This is a genomic window from Streptomyces iconiensis (assembly GCF_028657195.3).
Taxonomy (GTDB): Bacteria; Actinomycetota; Actinomycetes; order Streptomycetales; family Streptomycetaceae; genus Streptomyces; species Streptomyces iconiensis.
In genome coordinates this window covers 1-26,164 of the sequence record NZ_JANCPR020000009.1, presented here as the reverse complement: position 1 = coordinate 26,164, position 26,164 = coordinate 1, and the positions used below count along the sequence as shown (strand labels likewise).

Annotated in this window: 17 protein-coding genes; 5 read left to right on the top strand and 12 right to left on the bottom strand. The window is 71.2% G+C overall.

Annotation, left to right across the window (positions count from 1 at the left end):
• Positions 1-49: 49 nt before the first annotated feature.
• The 5 genes from NMN56_RS11035 to NMN56_RS11015 all read right to left on the bottom strand — a co-directional run bounded on the left by NMN56_RS11035 (position 50) and on the right by NMN56_RS11015 (position 9,783).
• Entirely contained in the window at positions 50-3,337 is a 3,288-nt protein-coding gene (locus tag NMN56_RS11035) for a helix-turn-helix transcriptional regulator (RefSeq protein ID WP_274044261.1), read from the bottom strand.
• A 78-nt stretch (positions 3,338-3,415) separates the two neighbouring features.
• A complete protein-coding gene (locus NMN56_RS11030) occupies positions 3,416-3,607 on the bottom strand; it encodes a hypothetical protein (protein ID WP_274044172.1) in 192 nt (63 codons plus the stop codon).
• Between the two features lie 433 nt (positions 3,608-4,040).
• Positions 4,041-4,730, bottom strand: a complete 690-nt coding sequence (locus NMN56_RS11025) for a hypothetical protein (RefSeq protein WP_274044173.1) — start codon at positions 4,728-4,730, stop codon at positions 4,041-4,043.
• Positions 4,699-7,128, bottom strand: a complete 2,430-nt coding sequence (locus tag NMN56_RS11020) for an MMPL family transporter (protein ID WP_274044174.1) — start codon at positions 7,126-7,128, stop codon at positions 4,699-4,701. Before NMN56_RS11020 ends, NMN56_RS11025 begins: the two co-directional genes overlap by 32 nt.
• Before the next feature lie 483 nt (positions 7,129-7,611).
• Positions 7,612-9,783: a phosphocholine-specific phospholipase C gene (locus tag NMN56_RS11015; RefSeq protein ID WP_274044175.1), complete on the bottom strand. Its 2,172-nt coding sequence runs from the start codon at positions 9,781-9,783 to the stop codon at positions 7,612-7,614.
• A gap of 474 nt (positions 9,784-10,257) precedes the next feature.
• On the opposite strand from NMN56_RS11015, the gene NMN56_RS11010 reads away from it, so the two are divergent.
• Complete coding sequence (locus NMN56_RS11010) at positions 10,258-10,794, top strand: phospholipase A2 (RefSeq protein ID WP_274044176.1); 537 nt, start codon at positions 10,258-10,260, stop codon at positions 10,792-10,794.
• A gap of 118 nt (positions 10,795-10,912) precedes the next feature.
• Here NMN56_RS11010 and NMN56_RS11005 read toward each other — a convergent pair whose 3' ends face one another.
• A complete protein-coding gene (locus NMN56_RS11005) occupies positions 10,913-11,386 on the bottom strand; it encodes a GNAT family N-acetyltransferase (protein ID WP_430542543.1) in 474 nt (157 codons plus the stop codon).
• 530 nt (positions 11,387-11,916) lie between these two features.
• On the opposite strand from NMN56_RS11005, the gene NMN56_RS11000 reads away from it, so the two are divergent.
• The 3 genes from NMN56_RS11000 (at position 11,917) to NMN56_RS10990 (ending at position 15,218) form a co-directional block, all read left to right on the top strand.
• Positions 11,917-13,653: a TerD family protein gene (locus NMN56_RS11000; protein WP_274044177.1), complete on the top strand. Its 1,737-nt coding sequence runs from the start codon at positions 11,917-11,919 to the stop codon at positions 13,651-13,653.
• 104 nt (positions 13,654-13,757) lie between these two features.
• The gene (locus NMN56_RS10995) at positions 13,758-14,444 is read left to right on the top strand and encodes an AIM24 family protein (RefSeq protein ID WP_274044178.1); all 687 of its coding nucleotides are present in this window, start codon (positions 13,758-13,760) and stop codon (positions 14,442-14,444) included.
• A gap of 18 nt (positions 14,445-14,462) precedes the next feature.
• The gene (locus tag NMN56_RS10990) at positions 14,463-15,218 is read left to right on the top strand and encodes an AIM24 family protein (RefSeq protein ID WP_274044179.1); all 756 of its coding nucleotides are present in this window, start codon (positions 14,463-14,465) and stop codon (positions 15,216-15,218) included.
• Positions 15,219-15,922: 704 nt separating this feature from the next.
• Here the strand turns inward: NMN56_RS10990 and NMN56_RS10980 are convergent.
• The 6 genes from NMN56_RS10980 to NMN56_RS10955 form a co-directional block, all read right to left on the bottom strand.
• Positions 15,923-17,737, bottom strand: a complete 1,815-nt coding sequence (locus NMN56_RS10980; protein WP_274044180.1) for a gamma-glutamyltransferase family protein — start codon at positions 17,735-17,737, stop codon at positions 15,923-15,925.
• A gap of 5 nt (positions 17,738-17,742) precedes the next feature.
• Positions 17,743-17,937 carry a hypothetical protein gene (locus NMN56_RS10975; protein WP_274044181.1) on the bottom strand — a complete coding sequence of 65 codons (195 nt, stop codon included), beginning with the start codon at positions 17,935-17,937 and terminating at the stop codon, positions 17,743-17,745.
• Positions 17,938-18,094: 157 nt separating this feature from the next.
• Positions 18,095-20,512: a dipeptide ABC transporter ATP-binding protein gene (locus NMN56_RS10970; RefSeq protein WP_274044182.1), complete on the bottom strand. Its 2,418-nt coding sequence runs from the start codon at positions 20,510-20,512 to the stop codon at positions 18,095-18,097.
• Between the two features lie 246 nt (positions 20,513-20,758).
• On the bottom strand, positions 20,759-21,601 hold the full coding sequence (locus NMN56_RS10965; RefSeq protein ID WP_274044263.1) for an ABC transporter permease: 843 nt from the start codon (positions 21,599-21,601) through the stop codon (positions 20,759-20,761).
• Between the two features lie 134 nt (positions 21,602-21,735).
• Complete coding sequence (locus NMN56_RS10960; RefSeq protein WP_274044183.1) at positions 21,736-22,686, bottom strand: ABC transporter permease; 951 nt, start codon at positions 22,684-22,686, stop codon at positions 21,736-21,738.
• Positions 22,683-24,521 (bottom strand): peptide ABC transporter substrate-binding protein, encoded by a 1,839-nt coding sequence (locus NMN56_RS10955; protein WP_274044184.1) that lies wholly within the window; start codon positions 24,519-24,521, stop codon positions 22,683-22,685. Before NMN56_RS10955 ends, NMN56_RS10960 begins: the two co-directional genes overlap by 4 nt.
• Before the next feature lie 367 nt (positions 24,522-24,888).
• On the opposite strand from NMN56_RS10955, the gene NMN56_RS10950 reads away from it, so the two are divergent.
• The coding region (locus NMN56_RS10950; protein ID WP_283742481.1) for an ROK family transcriptional regulator at positions 24,889-26,164 on the top strand (1,276 nt) is incomplete at its 3' end.

The following is a 26,164-nucleotide window of genomic DNA, read 5'->3' as shown; positions in this document are numbered from 1 at the left end:
CACGCGGGTTCGTACCCGGACCGGGGCACCTGGCCTCGTCCCGGCCCCGCTACTGCGCGCCGATCGCACCCGGTGACGGCGGGGCGAGCGTGCTCGGGCGTGCCGGAGTGGCTGTGCTCGGGGGCGGGGGAACGAGGCGGAGTCTGAAGGCCATGGCCGCTGCCTCGCCGCGGCCCGAGACGCCCAGCTTGGCGAGGATGTTGGAGACGTGCACGCTCGCTGTCTTCGGCGCGATGTGCAGCCGCTCCGCTATCTGACGGTTGCTGTGCCCCTCGGCCACGAGTGCGAGGACCCCGCGCTCGCGCCGCGTGAGGCCGAAGGTGTCGGCCGGATCCGCCGGGCCTGGCGCTGTGCCCCGCTCGCGTGCCTCGCGCGGCTGTCCGTCCAGCGCGATACGGGCGCGCGCAGCGAGCTGCCCGGCCTCGGCACACAGCGGCGCGGCGCCCAGCCGCGCTGCCGCCTCGTGCGCCTGGCGCAGCAGCTCAGCGGGGTCAGGCGTACCGCCGCCGCTTGTCCCCTCGGCCGAGTCCAGCAGTGCCTCCGCCCATCTGAGCCGGGCACGTGCGAGGGGGTGCGGGCGCTCCAGCTGTTCGAAGGCGCGTACGGCCCCGGCCCATTTCGCGGGTGCCGACTCCCCTTCGGCACGGGCGAGTTCGGCCTCGACGAGCAGCGCGTACGCCTCCCACACGGGCGCCAGGCGGGGCAGACGGCGGAGGGTGCGCCGGATGCCCTCCAGCGTTCCGGCACGTCCCGGCTCGGCTGCCGGGAGGCCGCGGGTCTCCGCCTCCTGCGCCGCCGCTGTGTGCAGCAGCGGCCAGACGTGCGGATGGGTACCCGGCCGGAAACCGTCCTTGCGCGCGCCTTCCCACTCGCCCCTGGCGGCTTCGAAGTCGCCGCGCGCCGCGGCGAGGACCAACGCGAAGTGCCGTAGCGGAACGGGCTTCACCGCTTCTGGGACCGGCGCCGTGCCCATGACGTCGACCGCCTCTTCCAGCGCTGCCTCCAGCGCGGCCAGATCGCCCCTGTCCCTGGCCAGCCTGGCGCGCAGGAGAGCGGCCCAGCCACGCGTGTCGGCGGCGCGCGCCGTGCCCCTGGCCTGGTCGATGAGGCGTTCGGCCGCGTCCCAGTCCCCCGTGGACAGCAGCGCCTCCGCCTGTCCCGCGAGGGCTCCCGCGTGGTAGTCGGGCCGGCCGCGTTCGGCCGCGAGATGCGCGGCGCGCGCCGCCTCGGCCGCCGCCTGCGAGGAGCGGCCCGCCGCCTCCAGCTCCCGGGCGATGTTGATGGCGGCGTGCGTCATCACCCCCGTGGCGCCCGCCTCGGCCGCCTCGTCGCGGGCCCGCGCCATCTCGGCCAGCCCGCCCTCCAGGTCGCCCGAGCCGACGAGCAGGATGCCGAGCGCTACCCTGGCCTGCTGCTCGATGGCGGTCGCACCCACGACGCGTGCCAGCTCGACGGCGCGTACGGCGGTCGCGAGCGCCTCCCTGCCGGGGCGGTGCTGCGTGCCCCAGTTCGCCGCGCTGGTCAGCACCTCGGCGTGTACGGCCGACGGGGGCAGGCCACGCACCAGCTCCTGCGCCCTGGCGATGTCCTCCCAGCCGTCGCCCTTGCCCAGGTCCTCGACGAGGAGTGCGCGCTTGATCCGGAACCAGGCGCTGGGCACCGGGTCCTTCGCCTCGTCCAGCAGCGCGAGTGCGCGCTTGGTGAGGGCGTGCGCGCGCTCGACGTTCCCTCCCGTACGCGCGGCGACGACGGCCTCGGCCAGCACCTCCATGAAGTGCGGGGGCCGCACGACGGGCCGTTCGGAACGGGGCCGCGCGACGGACGGTCCGGAACGGGGCCGCACGACGGACGGTCCGGAACGTACTTCGCCGGTGCCGCCGGGCCCCGCGGGATAGGTGCGTGGAATGACCAGTGGCGGCAGCTCCGCCCTGGTCTCCTCCGGCACCTCGTCCCACAGTTCGATCACCCGCTCCAGCAGGTGGTGCTCCTCGGCGTACGCGTGTCTTCTGCGGGCGTCGCCGGAGGCGGCGAGCGCGGCCGGCAGCGCCTTGGCCGGGTCCTTGCCCCGGTACCAGTAGTGCGCGAGGCGGGCCGTGCGCTCCTCGGCCCGTACGAGTGAGGGCTCGGCCTCCAGCGCCTCCGCGTACCGGCGGCTGATCCTGGCCAGTTCACCCGGCAGCGCGTCCTCGCGTACGGCCTCGCGCAGCAGCGCGTGCCGGAACTGATACCCGGCGCCGTCCTCCGTCGGCCGCAGCACATTGGCGCCCACGGCGGCGCGCAGGGCGTCCAGCATGGCATCCTCGGCGAGCCCGCAGACGGCGGCGAGCAGGGTGTGCTCGACGGCCGAACCCCCGCCGGCGGCGAGCCGCACCATCTGCTGCGCGCTCTCGGGCAGCGCCTCGACCCGGAGCAGCAACAGGTCGCGGAGCGGGTCGCTGATGGCGCAATCCACGCAGGTGGCGGTCAGTTCCTCGACGAAGAAGGGGATGCCTTCCGAGCGGGCGAAGACCTGCTCGACGAGGTCGCTTTCTGGTTCCTCGACGCCCTGGATGCCCGCGATCTGGGCGCGCACCTCGCTCCGGGTGAGCCGGGGCAGTCCGACCCGCACGACGGTGCGCAGCCTGTCCTGCTCGGCGAGGAAGGGGCGCAGCGGGTGGCGGCGGTGGATGTCGTCCGTACGGTAGCTGGCGAGCAGGACCAGGCGGCAGGCGCGCACGGAACGGAAGAGGTAGGCCAGCAGCTCACGGGTGGAGCGGTCGGCCCACTGGAGGTCTTCGAGCGCCACCACGACCGTACGGTCGGCGGCCAGGCGCTCCAGGAGCTGCGCCGTCGCCTCGAACAGGCGGGCCCTGCCGCCGTCGGCGCCCTCCTCGGACTCCTCACGCTGGGGAGTGCCTTGGCGCTCGGCAGGCACGGGGGTGCCCGCACCCCCTGCCGGGGTGTGGGACGTCTGCGCTGGGGGTGTCGCGGGTGTCGACAGGTCGGGCAGCAGCCGGACCAGCTCGGCCTCGCGGCCCTCGCCCGCCGCCGCGAGCGCGGGGTCGCCGAGGGTGCGGCGCAGGCCGCGCAGCGCGGTGGTGAAGGGTGCGAACGGCAGCCCCTCCGCACCCAGTTCGAGGCAGCCGCCCGTGGTGGTGACGCCGCCGGAGGCGCGGACGCCGGAGAGGAACTCCTCCAGCAGCCGCGTCTTGCCGACGCCCGCCTCACCGCCCAGCAGCAGTGCCTGGGGCTCGCCCGCTTCCGCGCGGGCGAGCGCGTCGATGAGCGCGGCCAACTCGGTTCTGCGGCCGACGAATACGGGGCTGACAGCGGGTTGCAGAGGCACGCCGCTCAGCATCGCACCCGGGACCGACAACGGGCACCGTACGTCGGCACGGTCGTGGTACGCAGGCACGGTCGCGGAGGCCGGCACAGCTCAAACGGCCCGTACCCAGTCCTCCCGCTGCCTGCGGCCTACGCGCCGCCAGCTGAGCGGCAGGTGGAACCGCCGGTCGCCGTGCCCGGACTCCTTACGTGCGGCGAGGGCCTCGCGTGCCATGCGCTCACGTGCGGCCTCGCGCCGCAGATCGTCCATACGCAGCATGTGGTGTTCGGTGTTGTTGAGCATGGTGTCCCCTCGGGAGTTGTGTGGATCGCTCAGGTTCCACACTCCTCTCTGAGGAGACCCCGCCACATCGGGCAACTGCCCGGTCCTGCGGGCCCGCGGGCCTTAGGGACACCGGACAACTGCCCTAGGGACACGGCCCGGTGTTCCTACGGGCCACTCGGACGGTGCCACTGCTCGCCGGGCAGCTGCTCTCTGTGCAACTGCTCGCCGGGCCACTGCTCGCGTGCCCTCCGCGCGGTGCCACGAGGCATGCCACTAGTCGCATGCCACGGGGCAGCGCGCTACTTGCGTTCCGTTCGGACAGCGCACTACTTGCGTGCCGCTTTCATAGCGTCACTACTTGCGTGCCACTCGCGCTGTGCCACTACTTGCGTGCCACTACTTGCGCGCCACTCGCGCTGTGCCACTGCCTACGTGCCACTACTGGGGGTGCCTACTGCGCGCCACCCGCGCCACCTGCGCCGCCGGCGCCGCCCGTGCTCGGCATCTCCGGTGCCGAAGCGAAGAGGTCGAAGTACATGCCGCCGGCGACGATCAGCCCGATCACGCCGAGCACCAGCCCGCCCAGCGCGACCGCCTTGACCCACGGCCGTGCGTCGGAGCGCCCGCTGAGCGCGGCCAGCAGGAGTCCGCCCACCAGGACGGCCAGCAGCGCGAAGATGCCGTTGATCAGCGCAGCGGTGTGCCAGGGCGCCCCGTAGAGCGCCTGGATCTGGTCGCCGCCCCCGCCGGTCTGCGGGTTGCTCTCGATCTGCCCGATGAGCGACTTGCGCTCGCGGAGCATCTCGCTCAGAGATGTGCCGGTGAGAGAGGCAAGTCCGAGCCCGGCGCCGACCACGGCGCCCGCTCCGGCGCCCCAGCCCCGGCCACCCGAGGACCGCAGGTCAGCGGCCTCCCTGTCGGCGGCGAGAAGGGCGTCGTCGTCGTCCTCATCGTCATCGTCGTCGTCATCGACGGCGGCAGTGCCGTCCTTGGAGAGGGCCGGGGAATCGTCAGCGGCGCCGGACTTCTTCTCGCCGCCCTCCTCCTCGCGGGCCTCTACGCTCTCGTCGCGCTCCTCCGGCGCGGCGTCGGCCTTCTCGGTCTTGTCGTCATTCCCGGTTTTGGTGCTCTCGGTAGCCATGGGCCGCCACGGTAGGGGCCGATTCTGAGAGAGCGATGAGAGATTCCCCGCGCTGCTGCGAAATCGTGACCCCAGCAATTTCCGGCACCCCGGAACGGCCCTCCTGCACCCTCCCCGCTGCGGGCCCCGCAGCGGCACCGACCGCGGGCTCCAGGACGTGCCCGGCGACCGGTTCCGGCCCGGGTCCGGGGGCTGATTCGGGAGCGGGTTGGAGCCCGGTCCCGGGAGCGGATCCGGGCCCGGTCCCGGGAGCGGGTTCGATGCTGAGGCGCGGGAGCCTGCGGTCCAGCCATCCGGGCAGCCACCAGTTCGCGCCCCCGAGCATGTGCATCAGCGCGGGGACCAGCAGGGTGCGCAGCACGAACGCGTCCAGCGCGACGGCTGCGGCCAGCGCGATGCCGAACATCGCGATGATCCGGTCACCGCTGAGCACGAAGGCACCGAACACGGCGATCATGATGACGGCGGCCGAGTTGATGACGCGGCTCGTCTCGGAGAGGCCGACGCGTACGGACCGTCTGTTGTCGCCGGTCAGCCGCCATTCCTCGTACATACGGCTGACGAGGAAGACCTGGTAGTCCATGGACAGCCCGAAGAGCACCGAAACCATGATCACGGGCAGGAAGGGTTCGATGGGCCCGGCGCTGCCCAGCCCGAGCGGTTCGCTGCCCCAGCCCCACTGGAAGACGGCGATGACGACCCCGAAGGCGGCGGCGACGGCGGCGATGTTCATGACGGCGGCCTTCAGCGGGATGCCGATGCTGCGGAAGGCGAGCAGGAGCAGCAAACTGCCGAGGCCGATGACGACGCCGACGAACAGCGGCAGCTTGTCGACGATGACCTCGGCGAAGTCGTCGTAGCCCGCGGTCACCCCACCCACACTCACATCCAGCGTCGTGCCCTCCTGCACCTTGGGCAGCACGTCACCGCGCAGCCGGTCGACGAGGTCGGAGGTGTCCTGCGACTGCGGCGAGCTGTCGGGAACGACCGTGATCACGCCGGTGTCGCCGCTGGCGCTGAACTCAGGCCCGCTGACCTGCGCCACACCACCGGTCTCCCGTATCACCTCGGGCAGGTGGTCGAAGGCGAGCTTGTCGCCGGCGCCGTCCACCTCGCCGACCAGGGTGAGCGGACCGTTCGTACCGGGCCCGAAGCCCTTGGCCAACAGGTCGTACGCCTGACGTGTGGTGCTGGCCGCCGGGTTGTTGCCCTGGTCGGAGGTGCCCAGGTGCAGGCCGAGGGTGGGAAGCGCGAGGACCGCCATCAGCACGGCCGCGACCGCTCCGAGCAGCCGGGGGTGCCGCTCGACGAACGCCGACCAGCGCATGGCGAAGCCCGTCGGCCGGTCAGGGCGCGGCCCGTTCTCCGTCAGTTCCTTGCGCTCGCGGCGGCTGAGCGCGCGCGTGCCGATCATGCCGAGCAGGGCAGGGAGCAGGGTGACGGAGGCGGCGACGCTGAGGACGACGGTGAGCGAGGCGGCGAGCGCGACCCCGTTGAGGAAACTGAGCCGCAGGATGAGCATGCCGAGCAGGGCGATGCAGACGGTGGCCCCCGCGAAGATCACCGCGCGCCCCGAGACGGTCACGGCGCGTACGGCGGCCTCGTGCACGGACAGCCCCGAGCGCAGTCCTCTGCGGTGCCGGGTGACGATGAACAGCGCGTAGTCGATACCGACGCCGAGCCCGATGAGCATGCCCAGCATGGGGGCGAAGTCGGCGACGGTCATGGCCTTGCTGAGCAGCCCGATGCCCGCAGCGGCCGTGCCGACGGCGACGAGGGCTGTGATCAGCGGCAGCGCCGTCGCCGCGAGCGAGCCGAAGGCGAGATAGAGGACGATGGCGGCAGCCGCGACCCCGATGATCTCGGCGAGCTGTGCCTTGGGGGCCTCGGTGGTCGCGATGCCCGTTCCTCCGGCCTCGACCTGGAGACCGTGGCCTGCGGTGTCCCCGGCGGCCTTGGCGATGTCCACGACCCGCTGGACCTGCTCCTCGCCCAGTTCCTCGGCCGGCCGCTCGAAGGTGAGGTTGGCGTAGGCGGTGTGCCCGTCCCTGCTGATCTGCGTCTCGCCGTCGGCGCCGTACGGGGAGTCCACGGAACCGACGCCGGGCAGCGCCTCGATCTCGCGGAGGGCGTCCGCCATACGTTCCTCGACGGCCGCCGCCCGTACGGTGCCCCTGCCGGTGTGCCAGACGAGGGTGTCGCTGTCACCGCTCCTGTCGGGGAAGGCGGAGTCCAGCCGTTCGGCCGCATGGCCCGACTCCGTGCCCGGCGCCTGGTAGTCGTTCGAGTAGGAGCTGCCGATGAGGGCCGAGGCCGTCACGGCTCCCACGAGCGCGGTGAGCCACAGCAGCAGAACGAGTGCGCGGCGCTTCAGGCACCAACGGGCAAGAGCGGTCACGGGCAGTCGCCTGCTTCCCGGGTTTGTGCGCCGGCTCTCCCGGGAGGACGGGCCGTATGGGGCGCTATGCGGGTTTGCTCCCGACGGCCCGGTCGGGGTGGGCCGGGGACGGGATGCCCACGCGGAGCGGGCGGTTCCGAGCAGCGTGGCATCCCGAAAAGATCCTTTGACACCTTTGTGGCGATACACACAAGGTGTCCCTCGGAGGAACTCATCCTCTCCGGTGTCATCCCGCCCCTCCCGCCCCCCGGGGCCGCGATGTGTGCCATGCGGGGCCCTGCGGGGGTGCCATGTGAGGACCCTGCGGGATGCCATGTGGGGGGCGTCGGGTGGGGCTCGCGTCTGCGTGCGGGTTCTTGGCGTGCGGGCACCCCTGGTGTGCGGGCGCCCGTGGTGTGCGGCCCTTGGCGTCGCGGGCCCCTGGCATGCGGGCCGTTGGCGTGCGGGGCGGGCCTTCGGTGGTGGCGGCCCGCCCCGCCGGGCTCACCCCGTGACCGACTCCTCGCCGTTCTCGATGTGACCCATCAGGCGGCGGTGGAAGGAGTCGTCCTCGCGGGCCGTGACCGCGAGGTCGTACCAGCCGTGCGCGGCGGCGGTGCGGCGGGTGACCGTCCGCCTGCCGCCTGCCGGGACCCGGACGGTGTGCGGCTGGTCGTCGGTGTAGGCGAGCGCCTCGATGCGGAAGGTGAGGGGCCGGTCGCCGTCGTTGGCGAGGGTCAGATGCAGCTCGCGGCGGCGCACTCCGACGCGGGTGGTGAGTGCGGTGGCCGCCGCCGCTCCCCCGCTCGTTCCCGCGTACTCGCGGCGGAAGCCGTTCGGGCCCGTGACGGTGAAGCGGTATCTGCCGTCCTTGACGGGGACACGCACCTCGGCCTCGCCCTTCCGGCCGTTCGTGTCGCTCGCGCCGTTCCTGTCGCTCCGGCCGCCCTCGCCGTTTCCGCCGCGCACGTCGTGGTGCAGCGGCTGGTCGTACTCCTTTTCGTAGGGGTAGAGCGTGAAGTGGGCGCTGGCGGTGCCGCCGTTGCGCAGCGAGAGGCGGAAGTGGCCGGCGCCGCTGTCGTAGACGCCGTCCGAATCGGGCTGGTACGGCAGCGGACGCGCCTTGCGGCGGCCCTCTTCCTGGCGGGGCATCTCCTGCCGCGCCGGCGGCTGCGGGCGCCAGCGCCGGGTGAACGGCGGGATCGCGCCCGGCTCCTCGACGCTCGGCTGCGCGCGCCGCCGTGAGAAGTCGAACGCGCTGGTCAGGTCGCCGGTGACGGTGCGCCGCCAGGAGGTGATGTTGGGCTCGCGCACGCCTGTCCACTTCTCCAGGAAGCGGATGACGGAGGTGTGGTCGAAGACCTGGGAGCAGGCGTAACCGCCCACCGTCCAGGGCGAGATGACGGTCATGGGAACGCGCATGCCGAGTCCGGTCGGATTGCCCTTCCAGCGCTCCTCGTCCACGCCCTCCGGCGGTACGGGCGGGGGCACGTGGTCGAAGTAGCCGTCGTTCTCGTCGAACATCAGCAGCAGCGCGGTGTGCTTCCACACCTGCGGGTTGCGGCCCAGCGCGTCGAGCACCTTGTAGACGAAAGTGGCGCTCTGGAGGGGCGAGGAGCTGCCGGGGTGCTCGGAGTCGGCTGCCGACGGCACGAGGTAACTGACCTCGGGCAGCCGTCCCTTGTCCACGTCGGCGGCGAAGGCGTCGGCCGTCGAACCGGGCTCGCCCCGGAAGAGCGCCCGGTCGAACAGCCGGCGCTCGCCCTTGCTGAGCGCCGCGAGGCCCTCGTCGAGCCGAGCGAGCAGGAGCTTGCGCCAGGCGTCGTCGGCAGCGGCCATCTTGCCGTAGAAGGCGGTCATGTTCTGCACGCCGTCGACCTTGGCGAGCGCCTTCTTCGCCACCGCCTTGAAGGACGCGTAGAACTCCAGGTTGTTGTCGGTGAAGTTGTCCCACTCCTGGTAGACCTGCCAGGAGTGCCCCGCCTTCTCCAGCCGCTCTGCGTAGGTCGTCCAGGTGTAGCCGGTGTGGGTGTCCTCGGAGTAGGCGTCGTTGCCGACGGCCCTGTCACCGCTGCCGGGCTCGAAGCCGGTCCAGCCGCTCACCAGGTGATTGCGGTTGGGGCTGGTGGAGGAGTGGATGGAGGAGTGGTACGCGTCGCAGACGGTGAAGGTGTCGGCCAGTTCGAACTGGAGCGGGATGTCCCGCCGGTCGTAGTGCGCCATGGTCGCGGCGCTCTTGGCTGTGATCCAGTTGTCCATCCAGCCGCCGTGCCAGGCCGAAGCGCCGCCCTCCCAGCCGTGGTCGAGGTCGCTGATGTACTGCGCCTCCTGCTTCTGCGTCTCGGCGGCCTTCCGTACGGAGAACGGCAGCACCGTCCCGACGCCGAGCACCCCGGGCTGCTCGAACACGCTCTTGCCGCCGGGGAGTTGGACCGCGTTGCGGTCGCCGTACCCGCGTACGCCCCGCAGGGTGCCGAAGTAGTGGTCGAACGAACGGTTCTCCTGCATCAGGATCACCACGTGCCGGATGTCCCGGAGTCCGCCGCCGCGGGTCTCCCCGGCCTGCGCCGCGATCGCCTCGCGGAGCGAGGGCGGCAACAGCGATCCCGCGGCCCCCGCGCCCAGCACCCCGGCCCCCAGGCCCAGGGCTTTCCTGCGCGATATCCCCTCGGTCACCGTCGCCGCCTCCTAATGGTTCATGTACACGCCATTGAACTGTGCGTCAGGGACCGTATCCAAGGAAAGTGACGGGCGAAAGGTCGTGGGGTGGATGTGTGCTGGCCCCGAGGCGTCTGGGGGGCCTTGGGGGGCGCTGTGTGGGTGTTTTTTGGGGGCGCTTTTCGGGTGCCGCTCCGTGCGTGCCGCACTGTGGGTGCCGCTCCGTGCGTGCCGCTCCGTGCGTGCCGCTCCGTGCGTGCCGCTCCGTGCGTGCTCGCGGCGGGTGAGTCGTGGACCGTGCGGTCCTCCTTCGTGTGCGGTTCTTCGTGCGTGGTCGCGGCCGGTGGGTTCCTGGACCGTGCGGTCCTCCTTTGTGTGCGGCGCATCGGTGTGCGTGGCGGCGTACGTCACCCGGGCCGCCGCTTCTCGTTTTCAGGGCCACACGGTCGCTCGCGGCCGGTCCCGAACGGCACCTCGCACACCGGAGAACGTATGCACCCCAAGCTTCCCAGCACAGCAGTGGCCCTTGCCTTCGTCACCGTCGGCACGCTCGCCGGCACGGGTACGGCGCAGGCGCACGCCGCTTCGCCTCAGCACGCCGCCTCGCCCCCGTCCGGCGTGGCGGGCGCACCTGGCGGAAGCGTCAGGCAACAGGCCGACCGGATCATGTCGCTGAGCTATGGCGAGTTCGCCGAGACCCCGCGGATCGCGCCGTTCAACTGGACGACCGACGGGTGCTCCGTGCCCAGCTCGATCACGCCGTACCGCGAGGTCTTCGAGCTCGCGTGCAACCTCCACGACTTCGGCTATCGCAACTACGGGGGCAAGCATGAGCTGAAGCTCAGTCCGACGCGGGAGACGAAGAACTGGATCGACGGGAGGTTCCGCGAGGAGATGGTCCGTACGTGTCGTGACACGTACAAGACTCCGCTTCGGCAGACCAGTTGTGTGTCGGCTGCGGAGACGTATTACCAGGCGGTCAACAAGAGTCCGCAGGCTGAGCGGGCGTTCGGGCTGGCGTCCGTCTGACGTCGCTTGGGTTCTGTCTGAGTTCCCTCAGTTCCCTCAGTTCCGTAGTTCCGTAGTTCCGTAGTTCTGTCTGAGTTCCGTCCGTCGGACGCCTGGCGTCCGACGGACGCCGCCTGCTTTACAGCGGCTTCGCGAAGAATCTGCTTTCCGGGTGTCCGCGGTACGTACCGAAAGCGGTCGTTGTGACGTAGCCGCTGGAGGTGTAGAGGGCGAGGGCCTCTGGGAGCGGGGTGCCTGTTTCCAGTACGGCGCGGATGCGGCCCGCTTCGCGCGCGCTGTCCTCCAGCGCGGCGAGGATGCTCCGCGCGAGCCCTTGCCCACGGGCGCTCGGGGTCACGTACATGCGCTTGATCTCCGCGTCGCCCTTCTCGTATCCGTCCGCGGTCATGTTTTGCGCGCGCCAGCCGCCCGAGGCGACGGGGGCGCCGGACGTGTCGTACGCGACGAGGTAGATGCCGCCCGGCGGCGCGAAGTGGGAGGGCGTCAGGGGGTCTCGGTCGCCGGAGCCGTAGCGCGCGACGTACTCGGCCTGTACCTCTTCTGTCAGCTTGACTGCGTCTGGGTGGTCGTAGGCCAGTTCTCTGATCTTCACGTCTCTGATCTTCACGGCCCGTGAACGTACAAGAGCGGGGCGCGAAGCGCATGGGGGTTTCGGTTCGCGAGGTGGCTCGCGCCTGCCTTCCTCGTTCGGCCTCCGTTTGTTTTCGGCTTTCCGTTCCTAATGGGGCTTCGCCCCTTGCCCCGTTGGCCTCGCCGGCCGGGCGTTGGGGCGGCTCCGCCCCCCAACTGCCCCCCGCCAAAAGGGGCTCCGCCCCCTCTGGACTCCCCCGGCCGTATCGGGACCAGCCCTGGAGTCAAAGTCTGAGGGGGGCTAGTTCGAGCCCGTCCCTTGGGCACCCCCTGGCGGAAGGCTGGGGAAGATTGAGGGTGAGCGTGAACAGTTGGGGGGCGGGAGGCGTGGGTCTGGCATGTGTGGGGGGCTTGGGGCACGCCGGGTAAGGCTCAGCGGGGCACCCGTTAGCCTGTGGGCACTGCCTGACGGGCACGTACGCCCGCGGGCGCTGTGCGCGGCAGGCCGTAGGCACCAGCACGCACCACACGGGACGGGGGACGGTCGTTCGTATGCCCAGGGAATTCCAGCGCGGCCACAAAGCGAAGATCAGTGATCTGACGGCGGGCACGGACCTGTACATCGGCGTACAGATCGCCGGAGCCGGTCTCTCGTTCGACATGAGCTGTTTCGGGCTGGACGGGGAAGAACGCCTGTCCGACGAGCGCTATTTCATCTTCTTCAACCAGCCCACCTCCCCCGAGGAGTCACTCCAGCTCCTGGGCGCGCAGGCCGGGGACACCGAGTCCTTCCGTGTGACGCTGGACCGGATACCGCCGCTGGTGCAGCGGCTTTCGTTCACGGCGACGATCGACGGACCGGGGCAGATGTCCCAGGTAGGGCCCGGCTGCATCCGGATCGTCGCGGGTGGCGAGGAGGTCGCGCGGTACGCCTTCGACGGTTCGGAGTTCAGCACCGAGCGCGCCGTGATGCTCGGTGACATCTACCGCAAGAACGACATCTGGCGGTTCGCAGCCGTCGGACAGGGCTTCGACGGCGGACTTGACGCGCTGCTGAAGAACTTCGGCGGTGAGGTCGCGGAGGAGGAACCCGAGCCGGGGTCCCAGGGTGGCGTTCCCGGGTTCGCGCCGCCGCCCGGGCCCGGGGTGCAGCAGGCGCCGCCGGCGTTCGCGCCGCCTCCCGGGCCGGGCCCCGGCGCGGGGGCGCCGTCCGGGTCGGCGCAGGTACCGCAGGCGCCTCAGCCGCAGGTTGTCCAGCAGCCTCAAGTCGCCCAGCAGCCGCAGGTTCCGCAGCAGCCTTACGTGCCTGATGTGCACGGTGCGCCCACGGTGGCCGCGCCGATCGTTCAGACGCCGCAGGTGCCGCAGCCGCCCGGGCCGCCGGGGCCGGCTGGTGGGCAGCAGCCTCCGCAGCAGGCGTTCGCGCCGCCCGCGCAGGGGCAGACCGGGTTCCCGGAGGTGGGCAGCAACCCGTACGCGCCTCCTGCGCCGCCGCAGACGGCACAGCCGCCGCAGCAACAGGGGCCGCCGGGGCAGCAGTTGTCCAACCCGTTCGCTCCGCCGCAGGGGCAGGGCGGAATGGGTGCTCCGCAGGCGCCCCACGTACCGCACATACCGCAGGGTCCGGCGGCGGGTGTGGGGGCGGCGCTGGAGAAGTACCGGGAGGTGCCGACCGGGCAGCGCTGGACGTTGCAGAACGCGTCGCTCATCCGCGCGGACATCGGCATCGACGGCCAGCCGGTCCTCGCCAAGCAGGGCAGCATGGTGCTCTACCAGGGCAAGGTCGACTTCTCCCACAAGGGCGCCGGCTTCACCGGGCGGGTGGTCGGCAATGCGACCGGCCAGGAGATGCAGCTCATGCGCTGCTCCGGCAAGGGCCAGGTCTTTTTCGCCGAGAACACCGCGCATGTCCACCCGGTCGAACTGCAGGGCGACGCGATCTGCGTCTCCGCCGAGAACGTCCTGGCGTTCGACGAGTCACTGCAGCACGAGGTCCGCAGGATCGAGGGGCACGGCATCCCCGGAGGTGCCCTGTTCACCATGCAGTTCACCGGTACGGGCACGGTCGTCGTCAAGACGCAGGGCACGCCCGTCGTCCTTCCGGTGACACCGACCACCTTCGCCGACGCACAGGCGGTCGTCGCCTGGTCTGCGGCGGCGCAGGTCATCGTCTCCAGCCAGGTGCGGCTGCACCGCAACGCCTATCCGGGGCACAGCGGGGAGACCGTCAATCTCCAGTTCCGGGGCGCTCCGGGGAACTTCATCGTCGTCCAGCCGTACGAGGTCTAGGGGGAGCCCGTCATGCCGCATTCCCCCGGGGGGCGACCCCCCGTGCCCCCGCGAAAGGCCCCGGTCAGGGGTGCGACCTCAACTGCCTCGCGAGGTGAATCTCAGTGAACCAGCCAGCAGCACTCGCGGGCTTCGCACCCGCACCCGTCGGTGCCCGTATGCAGAACCATGGCCAGCACATGGTCAAGGTGGCCATGCAGTCGGGCCAGGACCTCTTCGCGCGACCGGGCTCGATGGTCGCCTACGAGGGCTTCGTGCAGTACGAGGCCAACCCGCCCGCCGTACGGCAGATGGCCTCGCAATGGCTGTCGGGCGAGAAGAACCCGCTGATGCTCTGCCGGGGCGACGGCCTGCTCTACCTCGCTGATTACGGCGCCGACACCGTCTGCGTCAACCTCAACGAGGAGTCGCTCTCCGTCAACGGCACCAACCTCCTCGCCTTCGACGCCCACCTCCAGTGGGGCGTCGAACGGGTCAAGGGGCTCGCCAAGTTCGCGGGACAGGGCCTCTTCAACGTCGGCATCCGGGGCACGGGCTGGGTCGCGCTCACCTCGCGTGGTGCGCCGATCGTCGTGGACTGCGGGCGCGGTGAGGACGAGACGTACGTCGATCCCGACGCGCTCGTCGCCTGGTCGAGCGGCCTGAAGATGAAGGGCAAGCGCAGCATGAAGGCGGGCGCGCTCATCGGCCGCGGCAGCGGCGAGGCGTACCAGATCGCGTTCTCCGGACAGGGGTTCGTGGTCGTCCAGCCGAGCGAGGACAGCACGGACCGCATCCGGGTCCGGGGCTGACGGGGGAGGAGAACAGCCGTGCAGAGTTCGCTTTTCGGATATGCCGAGGTCCAGACGCAGGACCGTTGGGCTGTACAGAACCCGCAGTTGCTGCGGGTGGCACTGACCGGCCACGACGACGTGCTGGCCCGCAAGGGCGCCATGGTCGCCTACCAGGGCCTCCTTGAGTTCGACGCCGAGTACCAGGGTCGCGGGCGCGGCCGGGGCCCCAGCCGCGAGAAGCTGTCCCTGATGCGCTGTTCGGGCCAGGGCTCCGTCTTCCTCGCCAACCTCGCGCAGTACATCCACGTCGTGGACGTCGAGCGGGACGGCCTCACCGTCGACGCCTCGTACGTCCTCGCCATGGACACCACGCTGCACCACGAGATCATCTCCGTGGACAGCCAGTTCGGCATCTCAGGAACCGGCGCGTACAACCTCAACATCACGGGCCACGGCAAGGTCGCCCTGATGACCTCGGGCCAGCCCCTGCTGCTGAACGTCACCCCCGACACCTACGTCAACGCCGACTCCGACGCCGTCGTCGCCTGGTCCACCTCACTGCGCGTACAAATGCAGGCCCAGACCTCGTCCCAGGGCGTCTGGCGCCGCCGCGGCGAAACGGGCGAGGGCTGGGAACTCTCGTTCCTCGGCCACGGCTACGCCCTCGTCCAACCCAGCGAACAACTCCCGCCCCAGGGCGCCGACATCGGCAGCGGCCTCCGCGCCCAATACGGCATGGGGCAGGGCGGCGCGCACGGGCAGAATCAGGGGAATATCTTTACGAATCGGTGAACGGGTCCGCTCGCGCGGGTGTGCGTTCGCGCGGGCGGGTCCGGTTGCGTGAGTGGGTGTGCTCAGCGGGTGCGGGGCCCGGGGTTGGTGGCCTGGAGCCCGCCCGTGCGGTGCGGGCCGCCTGGTGCAGTGTGATGCGCCGTAACTGGTGCCCACCGACGGAATCGCTCGCGCCCATCCATTACCTGGCCGCCGCTCCGTATCCCACCGGTCCGCGAACGCTTCCGCCAGCCGCCTGTACCCACCCTCGGTCTGGGTGACGGGGCGGTGGGTACCGGGGGCGTAGTCCCAGGTCATCGTCGTGCCGTCCGGCGCGGTCTGTTCCGCTATGCGCGCGCCGTCCCAGGCGAAGGTGAGGGCGCTGCCGTCGGGGCCCGTTTTGGTGAGGCGGCGGCCGAGGGGGTCGTACGTGTAGGCCCACGTGCCGTCGGGGGTCATAGCCTGGGTGAAGCGGTCCCCGCCATTCCGCGACCGGGTGGGGGCAGCGGCCCACCTCACGTCCGGCCAACGGGTGCCCCGGTCACCCCGTATCCAACTCGTCTGGCGCACAACTGGGGCGGGTCCAGGGCCAGTTGGGCGCTCAGTGGAGCCCGTAGCCCGAGGCGCGTTCAGAGGGGAGCCCTGTCCCCCGAGGCGCGTTCAGGGGGGAGCCCTGTCCCCAGAGGGGCGTTCAGAGGAGGGGCCGGGTAGTCCGGGGCGGGTGGTCAGCGGCCGGTTGCGTAGCCCTGCATGCCGCGGGGGTTTGCTCCTGCGGAGAGGACGCCGGTTTCGGGATCGCGGGCGACGGCGCTCAGTCTGCCTTCGGACCAGGCGTCGGCCAGTGTGATGTCGTGTCCGCGTTGTCGCAGGTCCTGGAGCACTGCCTCATCCATGCGGGACTCGATCGTGACGCTGCCAGGACGGGTGGCGCGTGGGTAGAAGGAGCTGGGGAAGCTCTCCTGGTGCCAGTTGGGGGCGTCGATCGCGGCTTGCAGGTCGAGGGGGCCGCGGGCGGGGGCGTTCAGTGCGACGGTGAGGAAGAAGTGCGTCTGCCACTGGTCCTGCGAGTCGCCGCCGGGGGAGCCGAACGCGAGGAACGGCACTCCGTTGCGCAGGGCCACCGAAGGCGTCAGCGTCGTACGGGGGCGCCGCCCCGGTGTGAGGGAGTTGGCCAGGCCCTCTTCCAGCCAGGCCATCTGGAGGCGAGTGCCGAGGGGGAAGCCCAACTCCGGTACGACGGGGTTGGATTGCAGCCAGCCGCCGCTGGGCGTGGCCGACACCATGTTGCCCCAGCGGTCGACGGCGGCCAGGTGGCAGGTGTCGCCGCGGGTGGTTCCGTCCGGCGCGACCGTGGGTTCGCCGATCCCTGCGGGGAGTCCGGGCGCGCAGGGCCGGGGGACTTCGGCGACGGCTCGCACATGCGAGGGCAGCCGGGGCTCCCGCCCGCCGGGGCGTCCTGGCCGCAGCGCGTACGACGCCTCGCCGGTGAGGAGCGCCCGCCGGCCGGCGTTGTAGCTGTCCGACAGCAGCGCGTCCAGGGGCACACCCTCGGCCAGGGCGTCTCCGTACCATGCCTCTCTGTCCGCCATGGCGAGCTTGCTGCCCTCGATGAGGAGATGGACGTACTCGGCCGACCCGTACGCGGGCAGCTCGGGCGGAAGAAGCGCCAACTGCTGGAGGAGCGTGGGCCCTTGGCTCCAGCCGCCCGCCTTGCACAGGGTCCAACCGTTCCAGTCGTACGTCGCGGGTCGCTCGTACGTGGCCTCCCAGGCGGCGAGGTCGGCGAGGCTCAGGGTTCCGGTGTGCCGTTCCCCTGAGCTGTCCAGGGTGGGGCGCCCCGCCTGTGCCACGAGCGCGTGCGCGATGAAACCCTCACGCCAGACGCGCCGCGCGGCCTCGATCTGGGCGGTCCTGCACCCGTCGGCTCCGCCGGCCGCTGAGGTCGCCTCCGCGATCAGACGCCGCCAGGTCGCCGCCAACGCCCGGTTGCGGAACAGTTCCCCGGCGCGCGGTGACGCGCCGTCCGGCAGATAGATGTCAGCCGAAGAGGTCCATTCGCTCTCGTAGAGACCGCGAACGGTCTCCACGGTGTCCCCTACGCGCGCCATGACCGGATGACCGTTCTCGGCGTAGTCGATGGCGTACTTGAGCACGTCGGACAGCGGCATGGTGCCGTAATCGCGCAACAGCACCATCCACGCGTCGAACGCCCCCGGCACAGCGGCAGCCAACGGGCCCGTCCCGGGTATGAGGGACAGCCCGAGCGAACGGTAGTGCGCGACCGTCGCTCCGGCCGGGGCCACGCCCTGCCCGCACAGCACCCGTACCTCGCCGTCAGCCGGTGCCACCAGCACAGGGACCTCACCCGCAGGGCCGTTGAGATGCGGCTCGACGACGTGGAGTACGAAACCGGCGCTCACCGCGGCGTCGTAGGCGTTACCACCGTTCTCCAGTACGGCCATGCCGGACTGCGAGGCGAGCCAGTGGGTCGAGGACACCATGCCGAAGGTGCCGTGCAGGGTTGGTCGGGTGGTGAACATGCTGGTCACTCCTTGTCTCCATCACTCCTTGTCTCCACGGGCACCGCCGTCTCCGCCTTCTCCTCCTTCTCTGTCTTCTCCGCCTTCGCCTTCTTCGCCTTCTTCTCTGTTCTCTCCGCTGTCTCCGCCGTCTCCGCTGTCTCCGCTGTCTCCGCCGTCTCTGTCTTCTCCGCCGTCTCTGTCTTCTCCGCCGTCTTCACTAAGGCCCGTTCGTGACTAAGGCCCGTTCGTGCTGTGCGGAGAACCGCCAGGCGGGTCGCTCCTCTTCCGGCCCGGCTCGGCCCCGGCCCCGGCCCCGGTGTCGGTCCGATCCCGTCCCGTCCGGGCCGTCCCGTCCGTCTCGTGACGGGGCGCCCGTCACGCCGCGATCAGCGGGTAGTGGCAGCTGACTTGGTGGCCGGGCCCGGTCGGTTCCGTCGGCTCCGGCGGAGTTGTGGCGCACAGGTCGGTGGCGAGGGGGCAGCGGGTGCGGAACCGGCAGCCGGAGGGAGGGTCGGCGGCCGAGGGGGTCTCGCCGGAGAGGGGCGAGGCCGCGTCGGGCGTCGCGGCTCCTCCAGGCATGGCTCCTCCGGGAACGGCTCCTTCCGGCCTGGCTCCGTCCGCCCCGGGGGCGTCCGTCACGGGAGCGTCCGTCCCGGGGGCGTCGTCGGCGGGGCCGTCCGGGGTGTCGTCGGCGGTGTCGGCCGTGGCGAGCAGGCCGCGGGTGTACGGGTGCAGGGGGTTCGCGAACACCTCCTCTGCGGGGCCGGATTCGACGAGCTTGCCGAGGTACATCACGCCGACCCGGTCGGCGAGGTAACGCACCACGGCCAGGTCGTGGGAGATGAACAGATAGCTGAGGCCCTTGTCGCGCTGAAGGTCCCGCATCAGGTTGAGGATCTGCGCCTGTACGGACACGTCCAGCGCGGAGACCGGCTCGTCAGCGACAACGAGGGAAGGGGCCAGCGCCAGCGCCCGGGCGAGACCGAGGCGCTGGCGCTGGCCGCCGCTGAACTCGTGGGGGTAACGGTGCACGGCACCGCGGGGAAGACCCACCTCGTCCAGCAGCTCCCGGACGCGCTGTTCCTGCGCTGCGCGGTCCCCGATGCCCTGGATGACCAAGGGCTCGCGGAGGATGGCGCCGACGCGCATCCGGGGGTCCATGGAGGCGTAGGAGTCCTGGAACATCAGCTGGACCTCGCGCCGGTGCGCGCGCAGCCCCGCGCGGTCCAGCGAGGCCATGTCGCGGCCACCGAACCGGACGGCGCCGCCACTGGGTTCCTCCATCCCGACGGCGAGCCGGCCCAGCGTGGACTTGCCGCAGCCGGACTCGCCGACGATGCCGAACGTCTCGCCACGTCGTACGGTCAACGACACGTCGGCCACGGCGCTGACCTGACGCCGATCGCGGCGCCGGGTGAACGGGCCGCCACGTAGCGCGTACTCCTTGCTGACACCGGAGAGTTCGAGGAGCGGCGCGTCGTCACCGGCCTGCCCGCACCCCGCGTCCGCTCGCCCGGGTGCCCCCTCGGGCCGCCTGTTCGTCGTGCTGATCGGCCCGTTCATCGTGCCGATCGGCCCGTGTGGCGCGTCGGTCGGCCCGTGTGGCGCGAGCGTGTCCGTCGCCGGGTCGGCGTCCGGGGCTGCGGGGTGAAAGCACGCGAAGACGTGTTCCCCCGTGCTGTGCGGGACCGGTTCCGTCGTACGGCACTCGTCCGTCGCGAATGTGCAGCGTGGGGCGAAGCGGCAGCCCGTCAGGGTGTCGGTGAGGGTGGGTGGGAGGCCGGGGATGGTGGCCAGGGGGCGGTCTGTTCCGGCGGCGCGTTCGGGGAGGGCCGCGAACAGGGCCTGGGTGTAACGGTGCCGGGGCGCGGCGAACAGGGCGCGTACGGGAGCCTGTTCGGCGACCTGGCCGCCGTACATGACCGCGACCTTGTCCACGCGGCGGGCGATCACCCCGAGGTCGTGGCTGACGAGGATGAGGGCCATGCCGAGGCGTTCGCGCAGCTCGGCGATGAGTTCCAGGATCTGGTGCTGGGTGGTGACGTCGAGCGCGGTCGTCGGCTCGTCCGCGATGAGCAGCTTCGGCTCGCACACCAGCGCCATGGCGATGGCGACGCGCTGACGCATACCTCCGCTGAGCTGGTGCGGATAGTTCTTCATCCGCTCGCCCGGCTGCGGCAGGCCGACCATCCGCAGCGTCTCCTCGGCCTTCTCGCGGGCCTCGGCACGGCTGACCCGCCGGTGCAGCAGGAGGGGTTCCGCGACCTGGGCCCCGATGGTCATGGTGGGGTTGAGGGAGCTGAGCGGGTCCTGGAAGACCATGCCGACGGAGTTGCCCCGTATGCCGCGCAGCGTGGGTTCACCGACTGCTGCCAGATCGATGCCCTCCGGGCCCACGTGCCTCGCACCCTCGTCGCCCGGGCCCTCGTCGTCCGGGCCCGCCTCGCCCGAAGAGGCTCCGCCCGAGGAGGTTCCAACCGAGGCGGCTCCGCCCGAGGCGGCTCCGCCCGAGGCGGCTCCGTCCGAACCGGTGTCCAGCAGGATCCGGCCCGCCGTGACACGGGCCCCAGGCGGCAGCAGGCCCAGTATGGACAGCGCGGTCATCGTCTTGCCGCTGCCGGACTCGCCGACCAGGCCGAGCGCCTCGCCCGGTGCGAGGTCCAGCGAGACGCCGTCGAGCGCGTGCACGGTGCGGTCGCGGCCCATGCGGTCGCGGCCCGCTATGCGCAGGTGCAGGTCCTCGACGCTGAGCAGGTTCCGGGCCGTTCCGGAACGGCCCGGCCCGGAACGCACCGCCCCGAGCCGCCCGGCGCCCGAGCCGACAGGGGCAGAGGCAGAGGAAGAAGCGGGGCTCGAAGCGGAGGCGGAAGCCGAGCCCGTAGCGCGGCTTGAAGCGGGGCCCGAACCGGAGGCGGCGGCAGAAGCCGGGCCCGAACCGGAGGCGGAGGCGGATCCCGGACCGGAAACGGAGGCCGGCTCGGAGCCAGAAGCGGAGGCGCCGCTGCCGGAGGGCGACGGGGTGGGCGTCATAGTGGTCCCTCAGTTCTTCTGGAGCCGTACGTCGAAGGCGTCCCGCAGGCCGTCGCCGATGAAGTTGAACGCGGCTACGACCAGCACGATCGCGAGGCCGGGCGGGAAGATCAGCCACCAGTAGCCGACCTGGGTGTAGGTGATGCCGGAGCTGAGCATGGAGCCCCAGTCGGCGGCTGGCGGCGGTATGGAGAGGCCCAGGAACGACAGGTAGGCGACGTAGAGGATGGCGTCGGCGATCTGGAACGTGGCGTTGACGATCACCGTGCCGACCGCGTTGGGCAGGATGTGCCGGAAGACGGCGCGTCCTCCCCCGCCGCCCATCAGCCGCATGGCGTGTACGTAGTCGCGGCTGCGCAGGGACAGGGCCTCGCCGCGGATGAGCCTGGCGGGCGAGAGCCAGGCGACCGAGGCGATGATCAGGATGAGAACGGGCTTGCTGGGCGTGACGATCGCGGCGACCACCACCAGCAGGAAGAGCGCGGGGATCGCCAGTGCCGCGTCCGTGATCCGCATCAGCACCGCGTCGACCCAGCCGCCGAAGTAACCGGCGACGGCGCCGTACACAGTGCCGAACAGCGTGGCCAACAGCCCTGCGGCGAGGCCGACTTCGAGCGAGGTCTGGCCCCCGTGCATCAGCCGGCCGAGCATGTCGTAGCCCACGTCCGTGGTGCCCAGCGGATGCCCGTGGCTGCCGGGCGCGAGGCTCGCCTGGTCGAGATCGGTGTGCACCTGGTCGGTGTGGTAGAAGAACGGGCCCAGGAAGCAGAACGCCAGCAGCGCGGCGAGCACGCCCGCGCCGAGCAGCGCGAGCCGGTTACGGGTGAAGACGGCGAGCGTACGCCTGGCCAGGCTGGGCGTGGCCCCGGATTCTCCACCGGCACCCGAACCCCCGGCGGCCCCGGGACCTTTCCCAAGAGCACCGGCTTCCTCAAGAGCACCGGAGCCAACGGGCCCCTCGCCGGATACGGGTGCGGCTTCAGCGGTCAAGAGACGCTCCTGATGCGGGGGTCGAGGACGGCGTACGCGATGTCCGTCAGCAGGGATCCGAGGACGGTGGCCACACCGACGACGAGGGTGACGCCGAGCAGGACGGGGAAGTCGTTGCTCTGGGCGGCGTTCCAGAACAGCAGGCCCATGCCGGGGTAGTTGAACATCGACTCGACGACGAGGGCGCCGCTGAAGAGGGTCGGCAGGTACAGCCCGAGCAGGGAGGCGAGCGGGATCAGCGCGTTGCGCAGCACGTGCCGGGCCATCACGCGAGCCTGGGACTGGCCCTTGGAGCGCGCGGTGCGTACGTAGTCCTCGCCGAGGTTGTCGAGCACCGCCGAGCGCATGTAGCGGCTGAACATGGCGATGATGCCCAGGGCCATGGTGACGACGGGCAGCACGAGTCCGCCGGGTTCCTTGAGGATGCCGCCGACCGAGTCGGCCTGCGGTGCCTCCGCGGGGAAGAGCGGCCACTGCTGGGAGAAGACGAGGATCAGTACCAGGCCGAGGAAGAAGACGGGGGTGGCGTACGCGAGGAACGCGGCGCCCGTCAGTACGTAGTCCGAGGCCCGGCCCCTGCGTACGGCCTGCACGATGCCGAGGGGTATCGCCAGCAGCGCGGCGAGTGCGACGGACAGCGCGGTCAGCAGCAGGGTCTTGGGGAGACGTTCGGCGAGCAGGGTGAACACGGGCTGGTTGAGCTTGTAGGACTCGCCCAGGTCACCGGCGACCAGCCGCTTGAGGAACATGCCGTACTGCACGGGCAGCGGCCTGTCGTATCCCTGTAGGTGGTTGAAGTGCGCGATGGCCTCGGGGGTCGCGGTGGGGCCGAGGATCGCGCGGGCCGGGCCGCCGGGCAGCTGGTGGAGGAGCAGGAAGACGATCGCGGAGACGAGAAGCAGGACGACGAGGGCCTGTCCCGTGCGTTTGACCAGGAAACGGATCACTGGCCGGCTCCCTTGCCGCCGCCGCGCGCGCCGCTCTTGCCGTTCTTCTTCACGAAGTACCAGTCCTGTGGGGCCAGGGTGAGGGTGGGGTTCTGGTCGACGCCGCGCAGGTCGTTACGGATGACGGACACCTGGTAGGCGGGGTTGGGCGTCCACAGCACGGGGACCTCGCGGGCCAGGTGGCGTGCGTAGTCGCGTAGGGCGGAGGGGTCGTCGGAGTACTCCGTGCGCTTGATGAGCCGGTCGGTCTCCGGATCGGACCAGTTGCCCATGTTGGAGGGCCCTCCGCTGGCGAAGATCTTCTCGCCGCTGGGGTCGGCGGGGAAGATCCAGCTGCCCGCCGTACCGAAGAAGCCCATCTCCCACTGGGAGCAGACGAGTTCCTCCGGCTTGCACGGAACGGTCGTGCCCAGAACGGTGTTGAGCGGCTGCTCGCGCACCTGGAGGGAGACACCGGCGCGGGAGAACGAGGACTTGATCTCCTGCATGGTGTTGGAGCTCTCGGTCGACCCGGACTGCGAGAGCAGTTCGAGCGCGAGCCGCCGGCCCTTGCCGATGCCCTTGCCGCACTGTCCCTCGCCGGTTCCGGGCTCGGCACACCGCAGGGTGCCGTCATCGCCCCGTTTCCAGCCGTGGCCTGTCAGCAGTCGGCGGGCCTTGGCCGGGTCGTAGGGGAAGGGGTTGCCGTCCATCAGGGCGGCCGGTACGGGCCCGAGGGTGGGCTGGGCGCTGCCGTGCCACACGTGTTCGGCGACGGACTTCTGGTCGATGAGGGACTGGAGCGCCTGGCGCAGGTAGCGCTGACGTATCAGGGGCCCTGTCCTGGGGTTGTTGAGGTTGGGGACGATGTAGGTGATGCCCCAGGAGTCCCACGGTTCGACGCGGTAGCCGGTCTTCTTGAAGTGTTCGGACTGTGCCATGACGGACGGCGGTATGTAGCCGTAGTCCAGGCCGCCGGAGCGCAGCACGTTGAACTCGCTGCCCGCCGTGGTGAACGGCTTGAGGACGACGCGGTCGAGGTGCGGCTTGTCGGGGCCCGCGTAACGCTTGTTGGGGACGAGCTGGACGACGCCCGACGTGGTCCACTTCTCGACGCGCCAGGGGCCCATGGTCGTCTTCCACAGTGGGTCGCTGTCGAACTTCGACAGCTGCTTGGCGTGCGAGAGCAGCCGCTTGAAGACTTTCTTCGGGTCCTCGCCCTTCTTGCTCCAGGCGTGCCGGGGCAGCGGCTTGATGGACTCCATCTGGCTGGCGACGAACCAGTCCGGGTTGTACCCGCGGTCCAGGTGCAGCCGGAAGCTGTGCTTGCCGAGCAGCTCGAACTTCTTGACGTTGTCCGGCATCAGCTTGGGCGAGTAGCCGCCCCAGTCGTTCTTGTTGGCGCGTATCAGCTCGAACCAGAAGCGCACGTCGTCGGCTGTGACGGGTGTGCCGTCCGTCCAGCGGTAGTGCTTCTTGAGGGTGATCGTGACGGTCCGGTTGCCGTCGCTGAACCGCGGTTTCTCCGCGACGTTGCGCGGGCTGTCCATGGTCACCTTGCCGCTCTTGTTCTCCTCGGGGGTGAACAGCGGCGGGTAGAGCAGGTTCTGGATGGCGCTGTTGTGCGTGGCCAGATAGCCGGGGGCACCGATCGGGAAGATCCAGTTGGGGGTCGCGGCCGGCGGCAGCGCCATGGTCGCCGTACCGCCCTCGACGGGTGTGCCCTCGTCGGCGCCGAGATCGGTGACCGCCTCCACCTTGGGGCCGCAGCCGGTCAGCACCAGGGCCGCGAGCAGCAGTCCGGCGATCGAAGCGCGCCGGGTACGGCCGCCTGTGCGAGTCCTGGGCTGGCGCATGCTGCCTCCGGAAGAGCGGCGGTCGAAGATAGCGAGAAAAGTACGGAGGCCAACGAAAAAAGGTCAAGACCTCTTGGCGAAATCTCCGGAACTCGTGTCTACTGACGGGAGTTGAGCCGCCCACTTACTTCGGTACACGAACAAAGCTGGTCCACGTTCATGCCGCCGCCCGGCCACCGGGCCATCCGGCTGCCCGGTTCTCCGGCGTCCCGGCCGCCCGGCCTTCCGGCCTCGTCCGGTTCGGTTCTCCGGCGCGTCCCGGTCATCCGGTCGCCCGGTCATCCGGTCATCCGGTCATCCGGTCGCCCGGTCATTCGGTCGTCCGGCCACCCAGTCGTCCGGCCACCAGTCATCCCGAAAGGTGTCTATGCCCCCCGCACCGCAGCGGCCCGACCCCACAGGTCCGCCCGGCCCGCCCGGCCCGCCCAGGCCGCCCGGCCCGCCGGGGTCAGCGGCGCATGTGCTCGACCTCGTCGCGAGCGGTGCCGTCTCCTCCCGGGCCGACCTGGTCAGGGAACTGGGGCTGGCGGCTTCCACCGTCTCCGCGCGGGTACAGGAACTGGTCGACCAGGGGCTGCTCACCGAGGACGGCGAAGGCACCTCGCGCGGGGGCCGCAGGCCACGCCTGCTGCGCATACCGGACGACGGCGCCGTCGCGCTCGCGGCGGATCTGGGCAGCCACCACATGCGGCTGGGCGCCGTCGGACTCACCGGCACGCTCCTGGACACCGAGGAGCACGCGTTCGACCTGACCGAGGGCCCCGAGCCCACCCTCGGGCTGCTCGCCGAACGGCTGCACGCGCTCGCCGAACGCCAGCGCGCGCGGGGACGCACCGTGCGCGGCGCCGGCGTCGGCTTCCCCGGCCCCGTCGACACCGCGACAGGCCGGGTCGTCGCACCCTCCCGGATGCCGGGCTGGCACCTGTACGCGCTGCGTGACCAGCTGTGCGAACGCCTCGGCCTGCCCGTCCTCGTGGACAACGACGCCAACGTCATGGCCCTGGGCGAGCACCGCACCGCGCACCCCGCACTGCGCCACCTCGTGTTCGTCAAGGCGGGCCGGGGCATCGGCTCCGGCGTCATCAGCCACGGCAGCGTCTACCGGGGCGCGGGCGGCGCAGCGGGCGACATCAGCCATGTGCGGGTCGAGGCGGCGGCCGAACGACCCTGCTCCTGCGGCAACATCGGCTGCCTGGAGACGGTCGCCAGCGGCGCCGCGATCGTCACCGCGCTGCGCGAGCGCGGACTGCGCGTGGACGGCGCAGCCGATGTGCTGCGCCCCGTACGCGACGGAGAACCGCAGGCCACGACCCTCGTACGGCAGGCAGGGCGGCACATCGGCACCGTACTCTCCGTCGTCGTCAACTTCTTCAACCCGGAGGCCGTCGTGCTCGGCGGTGCGCTCGCCGAGGCGGAACCGCTGGTGGCGGCCGTGCGCGGCATGCTCTACGAACGGTGCCTGCCGATGACCACCAGCGACCTCACCATCGCGGCCAGCGTCTCGGGCCCCGACGCCGGCCTGCTCGGCGCAGGCCACGCGGCGCTACGCGAACTGACGGCCCCCACCCCTGGCCCGCCACCACCAGCCCCTTCCGCCACCCTCGCGCCCTCCAGCGCCCTCACACCCCCCAGCACACCCGGGC